Origin of the sequence: Sphingomonas pollutisoli, assembly GCF_029167165.1 — a bacterium.
Classification (GTDB): domain Bacteria; phylum Pseudomonadota; class Alphaproteobacteria; order Sphingomonadales; family Sphingomonadaceae; genus Sphingomonas; species Sphingomonas pollutisoli.
Genome location: NZ_JARFNJ010000007.1, coordinates 260,561 through 276,230 on the forward strand (window position 1 = coordinate 260,561; position 15,670 = coordinate 276,230).

16 protein-coding genes and 1 tRNA gene are annotated in these 15,670 nt (G+C 66.4%); 6 read left to right on the top strand and 11 right to left on the bottom strand.

What is annotated here, in order from left to right:
• Positions 1-25: 25 nt before the first annotated feature.
• The 5 genes from PX554_RS17025 to PX554_RS17045 form a co-directional block, all read right to left on the bottom strand.
• Positions 26-931, bottom strand: coding sequence for an NAD-dependent epimerase/dehydratase family protein (locus PX554_RS17025; protein ID WP_275503776.1), 906 nt, complete (start codon positions 929-931; stop codon positions 26-28).
• A gap of 91 nt (positions 932-1,022) precedes the next feature.
• On the bottom strand, positions 1,023-2,129 hold the full coding sequence (gene proB, locus PX554_RS17030) for a glutamate 5-kinase (protein ID WP_275503777.1): 1,107 nt from the start codon (positions 2,127-2,129) through the stop codon (positions 1,023-1,025).
• Positions 2,130-2,171: 42 nt separating this feature from the next.
• Positions 2,172-2,627 (bottom strand): Uma2 family endonuclease, encoded by a 456-nt coding sequence (locus PX554_RS17035; RefSeq protein WP_275503778.1) that lies wholly within the window; start codon positions 2,625-2,627, stop codon positions 2,172-2,174.
• A gap of 128 nt (positions 2,628-2,755) precedes the next feature.
• On the bottom strand, positions 2,756-3,802 hold the full coding sequence (gene obgE / locus PX554_RS17040; RefSeq protein ID WP_275503779.1) for a GTPase ObgE: 1,047 nt from the start codon (positions 3,800-3,802) through the stop codon (positions 2,756-2,758).
• 106 nt (positions 3,803-3,908) lie between these two features.
• Positions 3,909-4,505, bottom strand: coding sequence for a TetR family transcriptional regulator (locus PX554_RS17045; protein ID WP_093224567.1), 597 nt, complete (start codon positions 4,503-4,505; stop codon positions 3,909-3,911).
• Positions 4,506-4,558: 53 nt separating this feature from the next.
• Here PX554_RS17045 and PX554_RS17050 point away from each other — a divergent pair, with 53 nt between their 5' ends.
• A complete protein-coding gene (locus PX554_RS17050; protein ID WP_093224568.1) occupies positions 4,559-5,404 on the top strand; it encodes a metal-dependent hydrolase in 846 nt (281 codons plus the stop codon).
• A 64-nt stretch (positions 5,405-5,468) separates the two neighbouring features.
• On the opposite strand, the gene PX554_RS17055 is transcribed toward PX554_RS17050, so the two are convergent.
• The 3 genes from PX554_RS17055 to rplU form a co-directional block, all read right to left on the bottom strand.
• The gene (locus PX554_RS17055; protein WP_176787166.1) at positions 5,469-6,035 is read right to left on the bottom strand and encodes a GNAT family N-acetyltransferase; all 567 of its coding nucleotides are present in this window, start codon (positions 6,033-6,035) and stop codon (positions 5,469-5,471) included.
• 173 nt (positions 6,036-6,208) lie between these two features.
• Entirely contained in the window at positions 6,209-6,478 is a 270-nt protein-coding gene (gene rpmA, locus PX554_RS17060) for a 50S ribosomal protein L27 (RefSeq protein ID WP_093224571.1), read from the bottom strand.
• Between the two features lie 13 nt (positions 6,479-6,491).
• Complete coding sequence (gene rplU / locus PX554_RS17065) at positions 6,492-6,806, bottom strand: 50S ribosomal protein L21 (protein ID WP_069204590.1); 315 nt, start codon at positions 6,804-6,806, stop codon at positions 6,492-6,494.
• Positions 6,807-7,355: 549 nt separating this feature from the next.
• On the opposite strand from rplU, the gene PX554_RS17070 reads away from it, so the two are divergent.
• Positions 7,356-10,016: a TonB-dependent receptor plug domain-containing protein gene (locus PX554_RS17070; RefSeq protein ID WP_275503780.1), complete on the top strand. Its 2,661-nt coding sequence runs from the start codon at positions 7,356-7,358 to the stop codon at positions 10,014-10,016.
• Positions 10,017-10,186: 170 nt separating this feature from the next.
• Here PX554_RS17070 and hspQ read toward each other — a convergent pair whose 3' ends face one another.
• On the bottom strand, positions 10,187-10,567 hold the full coding sequence (gene hspQ / locus PX554_RS17075; RefSeq protein ID WP_093224573.1) for a heat shock protein HspQ: 381 nt from the start codon (positions 10,565-10,567) through the stop codon (positions 10,187-10,189).
• A 146-nt stretch (positions 10,568-10,713) separates the two neighbouring features.
• Between hspQ and PX554_RS17080 the strand changes: the two genes are divergently transcribed.
• Positions 10,714-10,803, top strand: a tRNA-Ser gene (locus PX554_RS17080).
• Between the two features lie 35 nt (positions 10,804-10,838).
• Positions 10,839-11,171, top strand: a complete 333-nt coding sequence (locus PX554_RS17085; protein WP_093224574.1) for a DUF6481 family protein — start codon at positions 10,839-10,841, stop codon at positions 11,169-11,171.
• A 96-nt stretch (positions 11,172-11,267) separates the two neighbouring features.
• Here PX554_RS17085 and PX554_RS17090 read toward each other — a convergent pair whose 3' ends face one another.
• On the bottom strand, positions 11,268-13,319 hold the full coding sequence (locus tag PX554_RS17090; RefSeq protein ID WP_275503781.1) for an NAD(+) synthase: 2,052 nt from the start codon (positions 13,317-13,319) through the stop codon (positions 11,268-11,270).
• 76 nt (positions 13,320-13,395) lie between these two features.
• On the opposite strand from PX554_RS17090, the gene PX554_RS17095 reads away from it, so the two are divergent.
• Both PX554_RS17095 and PX554_RS17100 read left to right on the top strand, forming a co-directional pair.
• On the top strand, positions 13,396-13,782 hold the full coding sequence (locus tag PX554_RS17095; RefSeq protein ID WP_093224717.1) for a winged helix-turn-helix domain-containing protein: 387 nt from the start codon (positions 13,396-13,398) through the stop codon (positions 13,780-13,782).
• A 43-nt stretch (positions 13,783-13,825) separates the two neighbouring features.
• Positions 13,826-15,244, top strand: a complete 1,419-nt coding sequence (locus PX554_RS17100) for a M20/M25/M40 family metallo-hydrolase (protein ID WP_275503782.1) — start codon at positions 13,826-13,828, stop codon at positions 15,242-15,244.
• A 45-nt stretch (positions 15,245-15,289) separates the two neighbouring features.
• On the opposite strand, the gene PX554_RS17105 is transcribed toward PX554_RS17100, so the two are convergent.
• On the bottom strand, positions 15,290-15,514 hold the full coding sequence (locus tag PX554_RS17105) for a hypothetical protein (protein WP_275503783.1): 225 nt from the start codon (positions 15,512-15,514) through the stop codon (positions 15,290-15,292).
• Positions 15,515-15,670: the final 156 nt, after the last annotated feature.

Below are 15,670 nucleotides of genomic sequence, written 5' to 3' on the forward strand. Positions count from 1 at the left end.
CAAATGCGGCGGCATTCGGACGATTCTATAGCAGGCTGTGGTCGCGATACCATGCCGCCGTCGCGGCGAGACCTTCCTCAGTCGGAATTTGTGCGCGCCACAGCGCGGGATCGGGCGCGCGGGCCGGATCGATCGTCCAGTCGGAATGGCAGAAATAGCCGACCCGGTCGCGGGTGAGCTTGGCCTTGTCGCCACGCATCAGCCGGTCGATGCGCGCGGCGGCGAGCATCACCGGCTTGGGCAGGTCGATCGCCAGCACGCGCCGGCCGACCGCCGCGCCGATCGCACGTGCGAACGCGCGGTGCGTCCAGCCGCCGGGGCGGCCGTCATCGGCTTCGTAGATGACCGGGCCGGGGTTGGTCGCGACCACCGCGAGCAGCAGCCGGGCGAGATCGTCGACATGGATCACCGCGAGCTTGCCGGGCGGCGGCAGCAGCGCGAGCCCGTGCTTGGCCGCGCGGAACATATCGAGCCAGTCGGTGTCGCCGGGGCCGAACACGCCGGAGGGGCGCACCATCGTCCAGTCGAGACCGGAGGCGGCGACCACCTCCTCCGCGCCGTGCTTCGACCAGCCGTAGGTGGAAAGCGCCGGCTCGCGCGCGGCGAGCGAGGAGACGTGGACGAAGCGGCGCACGCCGGCTGCGCGCGCGGCATCCACCACCGCCTGCGTGCCGGTGATGTTGCCTGCGATAAATCCCGCCCGCGTCGGCGTGTTGACGACCCCGGCGACGTGGATGACGACATCCGCGCCGGCGACTATCTCGGCGAGCGCCGGCGCATCGTCGAGCGCGCCGGCGATCCAGGTCACGCCGTCGCGCGGCGGCTGCGTGCGGCGGGTGAGCGCGCGGACCTGATAGCCGGCGGCGAGCGCCTGTGCGATCAGCCGCTTGCCGACGAAGCCGGTGCCGCCGGTGATGGCGAGCGTGGTCATTGCGAGGGGTTCCTGGGGAACGCTGCGGTCGCGTCTCGCGCGGTGCCGCTCCCTTCCAGGGAGGGGAGCAGGTTGCGTGCGTGGCGGGCGCTCACAACAGCGCCATGTGGTTGCGATGGACCAGCGCGGCGCGGGGCGCGTAGCCGAGGATGTCGGCAAGTTCGCCGCTGCGCTTGCCGGTGATCCGTTCCGCCTCGTCGGCATCATATTCGGCGAGTCCGCGCGCCAGGGTGCGGCCATCGTCGGCGCAGATCGTGACGAGGTCGCCGCGTCGAAAACCGCCCTCGACACGGGTCGCGCCCGCCGCGAGCAGGCTCGCGCCGCCACGTAGCGCGCTGGCGGCGCCGGCATCGACATGGATCGTGCCGCGCGCGGTCAGCCCGCCCGCCAGCCACGCCTTGCGCGCGGGCGCAGACTTCTCGGCGACGAACAGCGTGTGGCGCGCCGCCGTCGAGAGCGGCTGCTCGATCCGGCCGCTCGCGATCGCGAGGTTCGCGCCCGCCGCATTGGCGATGCGCGCGGCGGCGATCTTCGAGACCATCCCGCCCGACCCCATGCCCGAGGCGGAGCCGCGATCCGCCATCGCCTCGATGCGCGCGTCGATCCGCTCGACGCGCGCGATGTGCGCCGCGCCGGGTAGGGCGGGGTTGCGATCGTACAGTCCGTCGATGTCGGAGAGCAGCACGACGCCCTGTGCGCCCGCCGCCTGCGCGACGCGCGCGGCGAGGCGGTCGTTGTCACCGAAGCGGATTTCCGCCGTCGCGACGCTGTCATTCTCGTTGAGCACCGGCACCACGCCGAGGCCGAGCAGCCGGTCGAGCGTGGCGGCGGCGTTGAGATAGCGGCGGCGATCCTCAAGATCGTCAAGCGTGACGAGGATTTGCGCGGCGGTCAGACCTTCCGCGCCAAGCGTCTCGGCCCAGACCTGGCTGAGCGCGATCTGCCCCGTCGCGGCGGCGGCCTGCGCATCCTCGAGGCTGGCGCGCCCGCCCTTGGGCAGCCCGAGCCGCCGCGCGCCGAGCGCGATCGCGCCCGACGACACCACCGCGACCTGTTGCCCGGCGCGGGCACGTTCGGCGATGTTAGCGACGATCCCGGCGAGCCACGCACGCCGCACGCCGCCGTCGGGATCGACGAGCAGCGCCGAGCCGATCTTGACGATCAGGCGCGGGCAGGTGGCGGGCGGAAACAGATGCATCGGGGCGGCGCTTAGCGCGGGGCGGGCGATCCGCCAACCAAATCAGCGGGCGAAAATCTCGGCATGCGTCAGTTCAGTACGTACGGAGGGCAGGGCCAGATCGACCGGTTCCCGATAGGCGACGTCCGTCCAGGCGCCGACACCCGTGCGCTGGATAACGCGGAGACGTTCTCTCGCGATGTCCACGAAAACGATGGTATCGACACTTTCGAGTGCTGTATGCTCTTCCAGTTTGACGATGAGATTAGTTCGCGAGGTGCCTGCGGACATCACCTCGAAAATGGCCACGGGATCGTCGAACGCTCTCGCATCGTCATGCTCTCTACCGCTGCCGCTGCGGTAGATCGTTACGTCTGGATAGCGAACGGAATAGGCGTGGGTCTGCGCTGCCATTATCGAGGTGAAAGGCGTGCAGTCCGAATCGCGAAGGCGTGATGCCAAAGCGACGAGGATGTTCCCTTGCACCAGCACGTGGCGCGCCGTTCCACCAGCCATCATGCGGATAACACCGTTATCCAGCTCAGCCTTCCGATCACCAAATTGATGTCGAGGAAATCCTCGGCGCTCAGCAGCGGATACTCGACTGGCGACAGCATGGTGCGCTCATAACAGAGCGCGCGAGTCGCTTAAACCGGCGACCATTCGATCGAGTCCTCGCCCTCGTCGTCTTCATCGACCGTCGCCGCTTCCGGACCGATCGCCTCGAGCAGCCGATCGAGCGCCCAGTCGGTGCCGGTGCCGGCGGCGCCCGAGATGGCGATGACTTCCTCGCCGCTGGCTTCCTCGAGTTCGGCGAGCAGCGCCGCGATCAGTTCGTCGTCGAGCGTGTCTATCTTGTTGAGCGCGACCACCACCGGCTTGTCGGTGAGCCCGCCGCCGTAATTTTCCAGCTCGTCGCGGACGATGCGGTAGCTCTCCGCGACATCGTCGTCATTGGCATCGACGAGGTGGAGCAGCACCTTGCAGCGTTCGATATGGCCGAGGAAGCGGTCGCCGATCCCCGCGCCGTCCGCCGCGCCTTCAATCAAGCCCGGGATGTCGGCGATCACGAACTCGCGGTTGTGGTGGCGCACCACGCCAAGCTGCGGGCGCGTCGTCGTAAACGCATAGGCGCCGACCTTGGCCTGCGCGTTGGTGACGGCGTTGATGAAGGTCGATTTACCGGCATTGGGCAGCCCGACCAACCCGGCGTCAGCGAGCAGCTTCAAGCGCAGCCACACCCACGCTTCCTGATACGGCCAGCCAGTGCCGTGCTGGCGCGGCGCGCGGTTGGTCGAGGTCTTGTAGCTGGCGTTGCCGCGTCCACCGTCGCCGCCGCGCAGGAACACCTCGCGCTGGCCGGCGCGGGTGAAGTCGAGCAGTACCTCCTCGCGCTCCTCGTCCATGATCTGCGTGCCGACCGGCACTTTGATGACGAGATCGTCGCCGCCCGCACCGGTGCGGTTGCTGCCTGACCCGCCGTGGCCGCGCGGCGCACGGAAATGCTGCGTGTAGCGGAAGTCGATCAGCGTGTTGAGGCCGGCGACCGCCTCGAAGATGATGTCGCCGCCCTTGCCGCCGTTGCCGCCGTCGGGGCCGCCATATTCGATGAACTTCTCGCGCCGGAAGCTGACGGCGCCGGGGCCGCCCGCGCCCGAACGGACGAAGATTTTGGCTTGATCGAGAAAATGCATGGCGCGCTCTAACGCTTTAGCACAGCTAAAGCGAGGCCAGAGCGCGCCGGCCGGCCTCGCCACCGGGCGAGGGCCGACGGCGCGGCTTTGCCGCGCCGCCTGGGGATCAGCCGCCAGCCCCCTTCACCGCCGTAGCCCGCGCCGCGACCAACGCGTCGGTCGCCAGCCCGCGCGCGGTTTCGCGTGGCAACCCGAGCGCCTTGGCCATCGCCGGTCCCAGCAGCGCATCGCCCATCGCGACGAGTACGAGCCGAAGCGTCTCCTCGCGGATGTGCGTCGCCTGATCGGCCTCGTCCGCGGCGAGATCATCGACCAACCGGTGGATCGCGCTCAACACCGGATCAAGCGCGTCGTGATTGCCCGACAGGATCATCCAACTCGCCATCGCGCCGGCGCCCTGCGCGAAGGCGTCAAAGGTCAGATCGACCACCTCGCGCGGATCGGCCTCGCCGGCGCGGGCGCGTTTGGCGGCGTCGCTGATCCGTGCGGTGATTGTGTCGGCCAGGTGCGTGATGAGCGCGCTCTGCAGCCCGCCCGCGCTGCCGAAATGGTGGAGCAGATTGGCGTGCGTGCGCCCGATCCGCTGCGCCACCGCCTTGAGCGTCACCGCCTGCGGGCCGTCGTGGATGAGGATATCGCGCGCGGCTTCGATCGCGGCGACGCGCGAGCGTTCGGGGCTTAGTCGTTTTGGTGTTATTGACACGATTGTAAGTAACGCCTATTTCACTGTCCCGCAGAAGCTGTCTGGAGGTTTCCATGACGAAAGCAACCACGCCTACCGATCTGACGATCACCCCGCGCGACTTGCGGTTTGGCCGGGGCGTGCGCCGCGCGCGCTGGTGGATGAACAATGATCCGATCGCGACCGCCTTCTACAACGCGCTGTCGGTGACCTTCCCGAAGGGCGAAGGCTTTTTCATCGATAGCGTGCGCGCGTTTCGCGCCGGTACGCCGTCGCGTCTGAACGCCGAGATCAACGCCTTCATCAAGCAGGAGGTGATGCACACGCGCGAGCATGTCGCGTTCAACCGCCACGTCACCGATCAGGGCTATGACGTGTCTCTGCTCGACCGGCATGTCGACGAGGCGATCGCGCTGACCGAGGGCAAGCCGGCGATCGCGCGGCTCGCCGCGACGATGGCGCTCGAACATTTCACCGCGATCCTCGCGCACGAACTGCTCGCCGCGCCGCGCCACCTCGCGGGTGCGGAGCTGGAGGCGGCGGCGATGTGGCGCTGGCATGCGATCGAGGAGATCGAGCACAAGGGGGTCGCCTATGACACATGGCTCCATGCCACGCGCGACTGGCCGCGTTTGCGGCGTTGGGCCGTCAAGGCGCTGGTGATGCTGACCACGACGCGCAAGTTTCTCAGCGGTCGCTACCTCGGCACCATCGAACTGCTGCGTCAGGATGGTATCACCGGCCTGCGCGCGCATCTCGGCGTGCTGCACTATGCCTTCGTGCGCCCCGGCATGGTGCGTAAGGTACTCGGCGCGTGGATCAGCTATTTCCTGCCGGGCTTTCATCCGTGGCGGCACGACGACCGTAAGCTGATCTCGCGCGCGGAGAGCGACTACGCGGCGGCGGTGCTGCCAGCATAGCCGTCGCCCCGGCGCAGGCCGGGGCCGCTGCGCTATCATGCGTGTCAGATGTCGCGAGACGTGTTTAGGCGGCGAGGCTGAGCGCTTGGTCCCCGATTCGCGCATCCTCCAGGTCGCACGCGAGCATCACGCTCGCCACTTCGCGTCCGCGCGCGCGTGAGAAGGTCGTTCCGCGCCCGGTCTCATGAAACCCCAGCTTGCCGAGCACCCGGCCCGAGGCGGGGTTGTCCACGAAATGTCGCGCCCGCAGCCGCTTGAGCCCGAGCGAATGGCGCGCCATGTGCAGCACCGCGCGTCCGGCTTCGGTCGCATAGCCGCGTCCCCAGGCGGACGGCGTCAGCCAATAGCCGAGCTCCGGCGCATCGCCCCTTTCGCGATCGAGCGAGATCGTGCCGATCAGCCGCGGACAGCTTCGGCCCGGGGCGGGGCCATCATGCGCGTGGATCAGCAGCGTCACGTCGGTGGAACCACGCGGGATCGCCAGCCAATCGCGCGCATCGGCCGGCATGTAGGGCCACGGCACGCGCGAAAGGTTCATCACGACGCTCTCATGGGCGAGCGCCTGCGTCACGGCGGCGGCATCTTCCGGCCAGCCGGGGCGCAGCGTCAATCTGGGAGTCCGGGCGAACATTTCGAAAACTCTCCTCGTCGTCGCGCGGTCACCTTGCCATGCCGGGATGACATGGGGGCGACAACGCCGTGGAGGGAGCATGAAAAAAGGGAGCCGGGGCGACCCGTCTCCCTTGTTTCGGCATCCTTTCGGACACCCGGATCACCCTGGTGGGCGACCCGGCCGGTCGCCCGTTATTCGGCGGCTTGCGCCAGCGCTTCCACCGAGCAGAACTTGCGGCCGAGCTTGCCTTCCTTGAAGGTCACGCGGCCTTCGACGAGCGCGAACAGGGTGTGATCCTTGCCCATGCCGACGTTGGTGCCCGGGTAGAATTTGGTGCCGCGCTGGCGCACGAGAATGTTGCCCGGAATGGCGATCTCGCCACCGAACTTCTTCACGCCAAGACGACGGCCGGCCGAATCACGACCGTTTCGCGACGAACCGCCTGCTTTCTTATGTGCCATCTCGTGAGACTCCTTACGCCTGCGCCGACTCGCCGCCGATGGCGGTGATCTTCAGGATCGTGTGCTGCTGACGATGCCCGTTCTTGCGGCGATAGTTGTGACGACGACGCTTCTTGAAGACGATGACCTTCTCGGCCTTCGCCTGCGCGATGATTTCGGCGGAGACCGTCAGCCCCTCGACCGACTTCAGCTCCGAGCCTTCGCCCGCGAGCAGGATGTCGCCGAGCGTAATCGACGAACCGGCTTCGCCGTCGAGCTTCTCGACGACGATCTTGTCTCCAGCGGCAACCCGGTATTGCTTGCCGCCCGTGCGCACGATTGCGAACATGGCCCTCATCACTTTCAAAACAGCGGTGTCCCACGCTCAGGCATGCCCGGCGCGGGAAAGAGCCGCCAGCTATGCGAAGGTGGCTCCGCTGTCAACCGCAGAAGCGCGCGCCGATGCGTAGCCCGGAACGCGGTAAGCCGCGCGCGCGAAAGCGTTGCATCGATGCACCACATCAACACGAAAACGAGTTTCCTGACGATAGTCGCGTTCAGACATGAAGTTTATGTTGCAATGCGGGGAAGGTTATGGCGTCTTCATGTCGTCGGCAGGGTTCGCATACCGCCGGGGCAAGTCTCCGGTCCGGGGCGGTAAGTCCGGCAGGCGAGTCGCTCCGTAATCAGGCTGGCTCGTCGAAGGGGTGTAAGGTCAAGCGTCGTACGTCTTTGAATGCTGCTTTGCGGCAGGGAGGCGTGCGTGCGTCCGGTCGGAACCGATACGGTCAAGCAAGCCGGCGGTTACAGGCAGGTAGGGGAAAATACTGGGAGCGGATGTCTGATTGTTACGGATTCACCTGGGGGACTGAGATCAATGGTAAGGAACTCGATTTCGTTGTTCGCGCTGGCCGTCGCCAGCGCCTGGAGCGTACCCGTGCTCGCCGCAACCGAGCCGGCACCGGCGCCGCTGGCCGATCCCGCGCCGCAGGCCGAGGAGGGCGGCACCGACATCATCGTGACCGGCACGCGTACCACCGGCATGCGCGCGGCGGACAGCCCCGCGCCGATCCAGATCCTGGGCGCGGACGCGCTCTCGCACACCGGCTCGCCCGACCTGTTGCAAAGCCTCGCCCAGCAATTGCCCTCTATCCAGGCGCAATCGTTCGGCAGCGATCTTCAGGCGCACACGCTGCAGATGAAGCTGCGCGGTCTCAGCCCCAATCACACGCTGATCCTCGTCAATGGCAAGCGCCGCCACGGTACCGCCAACGTTTCGGTTGCGGGCGGCCCCTTTGGCGGCAGCGCCGCGCCCGACATCAGCTTCATCGTTCCCGAATCGATCGACCACGTCGAAGTGTTGCAGGATGGCGCCGCCGCACAATACGGCACCGACGCGATCGCTGGCGTCATCAACTTCATCCAGAAGAAATCGGACCACGGCGGCTCGCTCGATGCGACCGGCGGCAAATATTACGATGAAGGTGGCCAGACCTATGCGGTCGGCGGCAATATCGGCATCGCGCCATTCGACGGCGCCTATTTCAACGTCGCGGCGCAGAAGAAATACAAGAATTACAGCTTCCGCGGCGACATCAACCCGCAGGCGACCAGCCTCTCGACCAAATATCCGGCGATCAAGGATCTGCCCGGCTATCCGTACACCAACCGGATCATCGGCGATCCGAAGATCGAACAGACCGTCGTCAGCTACAATGCCGGCTATGAGTTCGGCGATTTCAAGCTCTACAGCTTCGGCAGCTACGGCCACAAGAAGGCCAAGGCCTATGAGAACACGCGCCCGCCGACGACGGTGGTGAGCGGTGCCGGCACCACGGCGGCCGGCGGCGTGGCCGGCGTGCCCTTCTACCCCGGCGGCTTCCAGCCGCAGGAGACGATCGACGAGACCGATTACTCGTTCACCGGCGGCTTCAGCGGCAGCGTGGGCGACACGACCTTCGATATCGCGAGCACATACGGCAACGACGATATCAGCGTCGATATCATCAACACCGCCAACGCCCAGCTCTATCGCGATACCGGCTACACGCCGACCAACATCCACGACGGTTCGTTCTACAACACCCAGTGGACCAACACGCTCGACCTGACGCACCCCTTCGACATCGGCCTCGCCGGCCCGGTCAACGTCGCGGGCGGTCTCGAATTCCGCCACGAGGAATATGGCATTCGCGCGGGCGATCCGGCGTCTTATTACGGTGGCGGCACGCAATCGTTCTTCGGCTACAGCCCCAAGGACGCCGGCAAGTACAAGCGCGACAACTTCTCGCAATATCTCGATGTCAGCGTCAAGCCGATCGACGCCTGGTTGATCGACGGCGCCGTCCGCCACGAGCATTACAGCGATTTCGGCGACACCACCGTCTTCAAGCTGACCACCCGCTACGACTTTTCGGCGGCGTTCGCGCTACGCGGCACGGTCAGCACCGGCTTCCGCGCGCCGACGCTCGCGGAAGGCGGCTACTCCGGCCTCAACGTCGGCCCGAGTTCGATCAGCGGCGTGCTGCCGCCGTCCTCGGCGGGCGCCGCCTCGCTCGGCTTCGGCGGGCTGAAACCTGAAAAATCGACCAACTTCAGCGCGGGCTTCGTCTTCCATCCCGTGCCGAAGCTCAGCATGACGGTCGATGCCTATCAGATCACGATCCGCAACCGCATCATGATCTCGTCGGGTTTCGCGGGCTTCACCGGCAACCGCTGCCCGCAGGGGTATAACGGTTCGAACGCCGCCGCTTGCCTCCCGTTCGATCAGGATCTGTACAACATCAACAACCAGCTCGCCGTGCTCTCGGCGGTCAACACCGCGCTCGGCGGAAGCGGCAACTTGACCTCGCTGGCGCAGGCGACCGCGATCCCAGTCTATGTGCTGTACGCCCCCAACGGCGTCGATCGCGCGACCGACGGCACCGTCGCCGTGCAGAGCTTCGTCAACGGCGTGAAGATGCGCACGCGCGGCGTCGACATGGTCATCAACTATCCGTTCGATCTCGGGGATTTCGGCAGCCTCGATCTGACGTTCACGGGCAATTACAACGAAAACAAGGTGCTCAAGATCAACCCGCTGCCTTCCGCGCTCTATTCGAGCACGCAGAACCCGGGTCTGACGCAGCTCATCGCCACCAGCGACGTGACGCAGCTCGAAAACAGCACGCCGAAATTCCGTGGCACGCTCAACGGCTATTGGCAGCTCGGCGGCTTCAGCGTGAATCTGCGCGAGAGCTTTTATTCGGAGGTCTATGCGCTTGAAACGGCGCGCACCACGGTGGGCAACATCGCCGCCGGCTCGCTGTTCAAGGTGCCGGTGAAAGACTCGTTCCTCACCGATCTGGAGGTCGGCTACCAGATCGCGAAGCCTATCAAGATCTCGTTCGGCGCGAACAATCTGTTCAACAAATATCCGACCCAGCGCAGCAAGGCGCTCATCCGCGACGCCGAGTTGAAGAACAACGAACGCGGCTATTCGACCGACAAATATCCGCTGTTCTCGCCGTTCGGCATCAATGGCGGCTATTATTACGCGCGGTTGAACCTGACCTGGTGATGTGGTGGGCGGGCCGCCGCGACGGCGGCCCGCTTTCGCGAAGATCCCGTCTTGATATCAAACGGCGGCTATGCGGTGCCTGCGCGTGTTTTCGGTCCCGCGATGTCGCCGCGGCCGACCGAGAACGGCGCGCCCTGATGGAATCAGTCGATGGCCTCAATCACGACGCATCAATGCCGATGCTCGCGCCGGAGCGTATAGCGGCCGTCGGCGAAGTCGGTGAACAGCCCCGGAATCGCGGGGTGGTCGACCGGTTCGTCGGTGTCGTCCGCCACCAGATTCTGCTGGCTGACATAAGCGACGTAGGTCGATTCCATATTCTCGGCGAGCAGATGGTAAAACGGCTGGTCCTTGCGCGGGCGTACGCTCTCGGGGATCGACTCGTACCACTCGTCGCTATTGGCGAAGATCGGATCGACATCGAAGATCACGCCGCGGAAATCGAAGCTGCGGTGGCGCACGACATCGCCGATGGCGAAGCGGGCATGCGCGACCGGGGGCAGGGGAGTCGCCGAATCGAACGGCGGAACCGAAAGGGTGGTGCGGTGCATGATGCCAATCTAGGGCGTGTTCGCGGGCGCACAAGAAGATAGCGACGATCGGTCTTGTATCCTGAACGGTGTTGCGTTAGAGGCGCCCGCTCACCGACCGGTGCGGGTTCGCGGTATCGCCGCGAACGCGCATCATAAGACCTCGCGGAGAGGTGGCAGAGTGGTCGAATGTACCGCACTCGAAATGCGGCGTGGGTGCAAGCTCACCGTGGGTTCGAATCCCACCCTCTCCGCCATTTCCTTTCGTCACATAGGATCGTAAGACCGCCGCATGGCCTATAAGGAACCGACTTTCCGGGATCGCGCCGCGCTTTCCGCCGACGCGAAGCAGCGTGCGCTTGAGAAACTGAAAGCCAAGCCGGTGCTCGATCCGGCCGTCGTTGCCGAACGCATCGCCGCCCGCGAGGCGAAGGAAGCCGCCGAGGCGCAGAAGCGCGCCGAGAAGAAGGCCGCGATCGAACAGGCCAAGCTCGACAAGATCGCCAAGGCGGAAGAGGCCAAGCGCGCGATCGAGGAAGCCGCCAAGAAGGCGCAGATGACTGAGGCCGAGAAAAAGGCCGCGCGCGACGCGAAGTACGCGGCGCGGAAAGCTCGCAAGAAATAACCCTGTCGTCGCCCCGGCGAAGGCCGGGGCCGGCTCGTTGCTGGGCGAGCCGTCGGACCAGCCACGCAGCGGCCCGGCCTTCGCCGGACGACGTGGTTAGGGCAGCGCGTCCGCCAGTTCTTTGAGCCACACTGCCGCGGTTCCGTCCGATGGCGCGCGCCAATCGCCGCGTGGCGACAAGGCGCCGCCCGCCGAGACCTTCGGCCCGTTAGGAATCGCTGAGCGTTTGAACTGGCTGGTCGCGAAAAAGCGGACGAGAAACTTCTCCAGCCATTCGCGAATCGTCGGGAGATCATACGCCACGCGTGCTGCCTCCGGTACGTCGCGGGGCCAGCGCCCCGCCGCCGCGTCGCGCCACGCGTGCCACGCGAGGAAGGCGATTTTCGAAGGCGCCATGCCGTGCCGCACGGCATAATGCGTGAAGAAGTCGTTGAGCGCATATGGCCCGATCTTCGATTCGGTGCTCTGGATCGCGCCGTCCGCGCCCGCCGGCACCAGTTCGGGGGAAATCTCGGTATCGAGGATCGCCGCCAGGACCGTATCGGTCTGCGCGTCGAACTGGTTGCTCGCGATGCACCAGCGGATCAGGAATTGGATTAGCGTCTTGGGCACGCCGGCGTTGACGGCATAGTGGCTCATCTGGTCGCCCACGCCGTAGGTACACCAGCCCAGCGCCAGTTCGGACAAATCGCCGGTGCCGACCACCAGCCCGTTGTTGTGGTTGGCCAGCCGGAAGAGATAATCGGTGCGCAAGCCCGCCTGCACGTTCTCGAAGGTCACGTCATACACCGGCTGCCCCTGCGCGAACGGATGGCCGAGATCGCCGAGCATCTGATGCGCGGCCGGACGGATGTCGATCTCCTGCGCGGTGATGCCGAGCGCGCGCATCAGCGCCCAGGCGTTGCCCTTAGTGCCCTCGCTCGTGGCGAAGCCGGGCATCGTATAGCCCAGGATGTCGGTGCGCGGCCGCCCGAGCCGGTCGAGCGCCTTGGCGGCGACGATCAGCGCGTGCGTCGAATCGAGCCCGCCCGAAATGCCGATGACAAGCCGCTGCGCCCCGGCCGCCTCCAGGCGCTTCGCGATCCCTTGCACCTGGATGTTGAACGCCTCGTAACAATCCTCGTCGAGCCGCTCGGGCGTGTTCGGCACGAACGGAAAGCGCCGGATCTCGCGCCGCGAGCCCACGTCCGCGTAGTCAGGGCGATGCTCGAACCCGATCCGCCGGAAACGCGCCTCGGGCCGGCCGGCGAGAAGGCTCGAATCGTTGAAGGTCGGCGCGCGCAACCGTTCCTGGATCAGCCGCCCGCAGTCGATATCGGCATAGACCGCCCCGTCCGCCGCCGCGAAACGCGCCGATTCGACCAGCAGTTCGCCGAGTTCGTGGATCATGCCTTGGCCGTCCCAGGCGAGATCGGTGGTGCTTTCGCCCGGCCCGGCGGCCGAATAGACGTAACCGCACACCGCGCGCGCGCTTTGCGAGGCGCATAGCATCGCGCGCTCGCGCGCCTTGCCGATCACGATGTTCGAGGCGGAAAGGTTGCAGCAGATCAGCGCGCCCGCGAGCGCACCCATCGTGGAGGGCGGGGTGGGTGCCCAATAATCCTCGCAGATCTCGGCATGGAACAGGAAATGCGGCAGGTCGCTCGCGGCGAAGATCAGGTCGGTGCCGAACGGCGCGGTCTGTCCGGCGACCGCGATCTCCAGCCCGGTAAGACCGGCCCCGCTCGCAAACCAGCGCTTCTCATAATATTCGCGGTAATTGGGCAGGAACGTCTTCGGCACCACCCCCAGCACGCGCCCGCGCGCGATCACGATTGCGCAATTGTACAGCCGGGCGTCGCGCACCAGCGCCGCGCCCGCGATCAGCACGGGGCGCAGCGTCGCGCTCGCCGCGACGATCGTCGCCAGCGCCGCATCGGTGGCCCGCTGGAGCGCGTCCTGCAAATGCAGATCGTCGATCGCATAGGAGGTGACGTTCAGTTCGGGGAAGACGAGCAGGTCCGCGCCCTCGGCATCCCCCGCGCGGGCGAGTGCGATCGTCGCGTCGGCGTTGGCGGCGGGATCGCCGACGCTCGCGCGCGGCGTGCAGGCGCCCGCGCGGATCATCTGATGACGGTGGATCGAGAGAAACGGATGTGTATTCGCCATAGGTTCGCGTCCTAAACGCCTTCGCGCATGATTGCCACGCGTGCTAAACGTCGCGGCGCGGGGAATGGAGCCACGGATGAGGATCGGCGCGCTCAAGCTGAAAGCGCAGCTTTACTGCGGCGAGGCGCTGGCGATGGGGCCGGGCAAGGCCGATCTGCTCGAGGCGATCGCGCGCGAGGGGTCGATCTCCGCCGCTGGTCGCGCGATGGGGATGAGCTATCGCCGTACCTGGCTGCTCGTCGATGAGATGAACCGCTGCTGGCGCGACCGGCTGGTCGAGACGATGCCCGGCGGCGGCAAAGCGCGCGGCGCGCGGCTCACCGAAACCGGCGCCACGGTTCTGGCCGCCTATCGCGCGCTGGAGACCGCGCTCGCCGATGCCGCCTGCGGGCAAACGCTCGCGGACCTCGACGCGCTGCTGCGTGCCGAGCCGCTCCCGCCCGCGGCGCCGCTTTCCGATTGACGCGCCGCGGCAGGCGCATAGCTTGCACGCTTCGACAGGGAGAATGCGGGTGGCGGTAGTGCGCGGCGTGGCGGTGGTTTCGATGATGGCGGCGACGGCACTCGCCCCGGCGCAGGCGAGGGCGCAGATGGGGGCGGGGGCGCACCCGGTCGCCGAGGCGCAGGCGCTCGACATGGCCAAGAAGGCGATCGCCTTCCGCTCGGTGCGGGGCCCCGGCAACCAGACCCCGCAACTCCTCGCCTATCTGAAAGAGCAACTCGTCGCGGGCGGCTTCAAGGCCGACGATGTCGAGATCACCCCGGTCGACGACACCGCGTACATGATCGCGCGCTGGCCGGGCAGCGACCGCAAGGCCAAGCCGCTCGTCATCTCGGGGCATATGGACGTGGTCGAGGCCAAGCCCGCCGACTGGCAGCGCGATCCGTTCACGCCCGTCGTCGAGAACGGCTATCTCTTCGGGCGCGGCGCCACGGACATGAAGCTCGACGGCACGATCGCGATCGCCGCCCTGCTCGAGCTGAAGCGCGAAGGCTTTCGGCCGCGCCGTGACATCGTCATCGAATTCTCGGGCGACGAGGAAACGGTGATGAAGACCAGCGAGATCATCGCCGCCAAGCTCGCCAACGCGGATATCGTGCTCAACATCGACGGCGGCGGCGGCGCGCTCGATGAGAAAAGCGGCAAGCCGCTCTATTTCACCTGGCAGGGCGCCGAGAAGAGCTATGCGGATTTCCAGCTCACCGTCACCAATCCGGGCGGGCATTCCTCGGCGCCGCGCAAGGACAATGCGATCAACCAGCTCGCCGTCGCGCTGGTGCGGATCGGCCAGTATCAGTTCAAGCCCGAGGTCAGCGATCTGACGCGCGCCTATTTCGTCCAGGCGGCGCGCTACGAGAGCCCCGAAACCGCCGCGGCGATGCGCGCCTTCGCGGCCAATCCGGCCGACAGGGGCGCGATCGCGACGCTCACCGCCAACCCCGCGACGATCGGTAAGATCGGCACGACCTGTGTCGCGACCCTCGTGAGCGGCGGTCATGCCGAAAACGCGCTGCCGCAGCGCGCCACCGCCAACATCAACTGCCGCATCTTCCCCGGCCACAAGCCCGCCGACATCATGGCCGAACTGGCACGCGTCGCCGCGGACCCGGCGGTGACGTTCAAGGATGTGACGGAGGGCTCGGTCGCCACGCCGGCCTCGTCGATGCGCGCCGATTTCGTTCAGGCGGTGACGAAGGCTATGGGGCAGGTCTATCCCGGCGTGCCGGTGTTTCCGAGCCAGTCGTCAGGGGCGAGCGACAGCATGTGGTTCCGCGCCAAGGGCGTGGACAGCTATGGCGCCAGCCCGGTGTTCATCAAGGCGTCGGACGAATTCAGCCACGGCCTGAACGAGCGCACGCCGATCGCCAACATCGCGCCGTCGATCCGCTATTATCTCTCGGTGTTCACCGATCTGTCCAAGTAGCGGCAGGGGCGGGGGCGCGGCTTGCCGTTGCGCCCGCGCCAGCGCCTAGAGGCAGTTCGCCGCCAACCAGATCAGCGGCGCCCACAGCAACAGCGAAATCGGCACCGCGAGCGAAAGCGCGCGCACCACCTCGGTCTCGTGGCTGAGGTCGAACGCGGCCTCCGAAGTGGCGACGGGCGCGGAGGTCCAGACCGAGCGGCGCGCACGGCGGGTGATCCGGGCGGGGAGCGAGGAATATTCAGCCGAATTGGAGCTGTTGAGATATTTCATTGGAGCGACCTTGGGGGTGGATATCATTACAGTTCGAAATCTGTACTGAGCGGGATCGCCCGTCAATCTACGGAGAAGGTGCTGCTTTTGCTCACTTTTATTGCGGTGCAGCGTAAAGGATGAGGTTAAGTACCTATGTCAGGCTTTCTTCGCTTT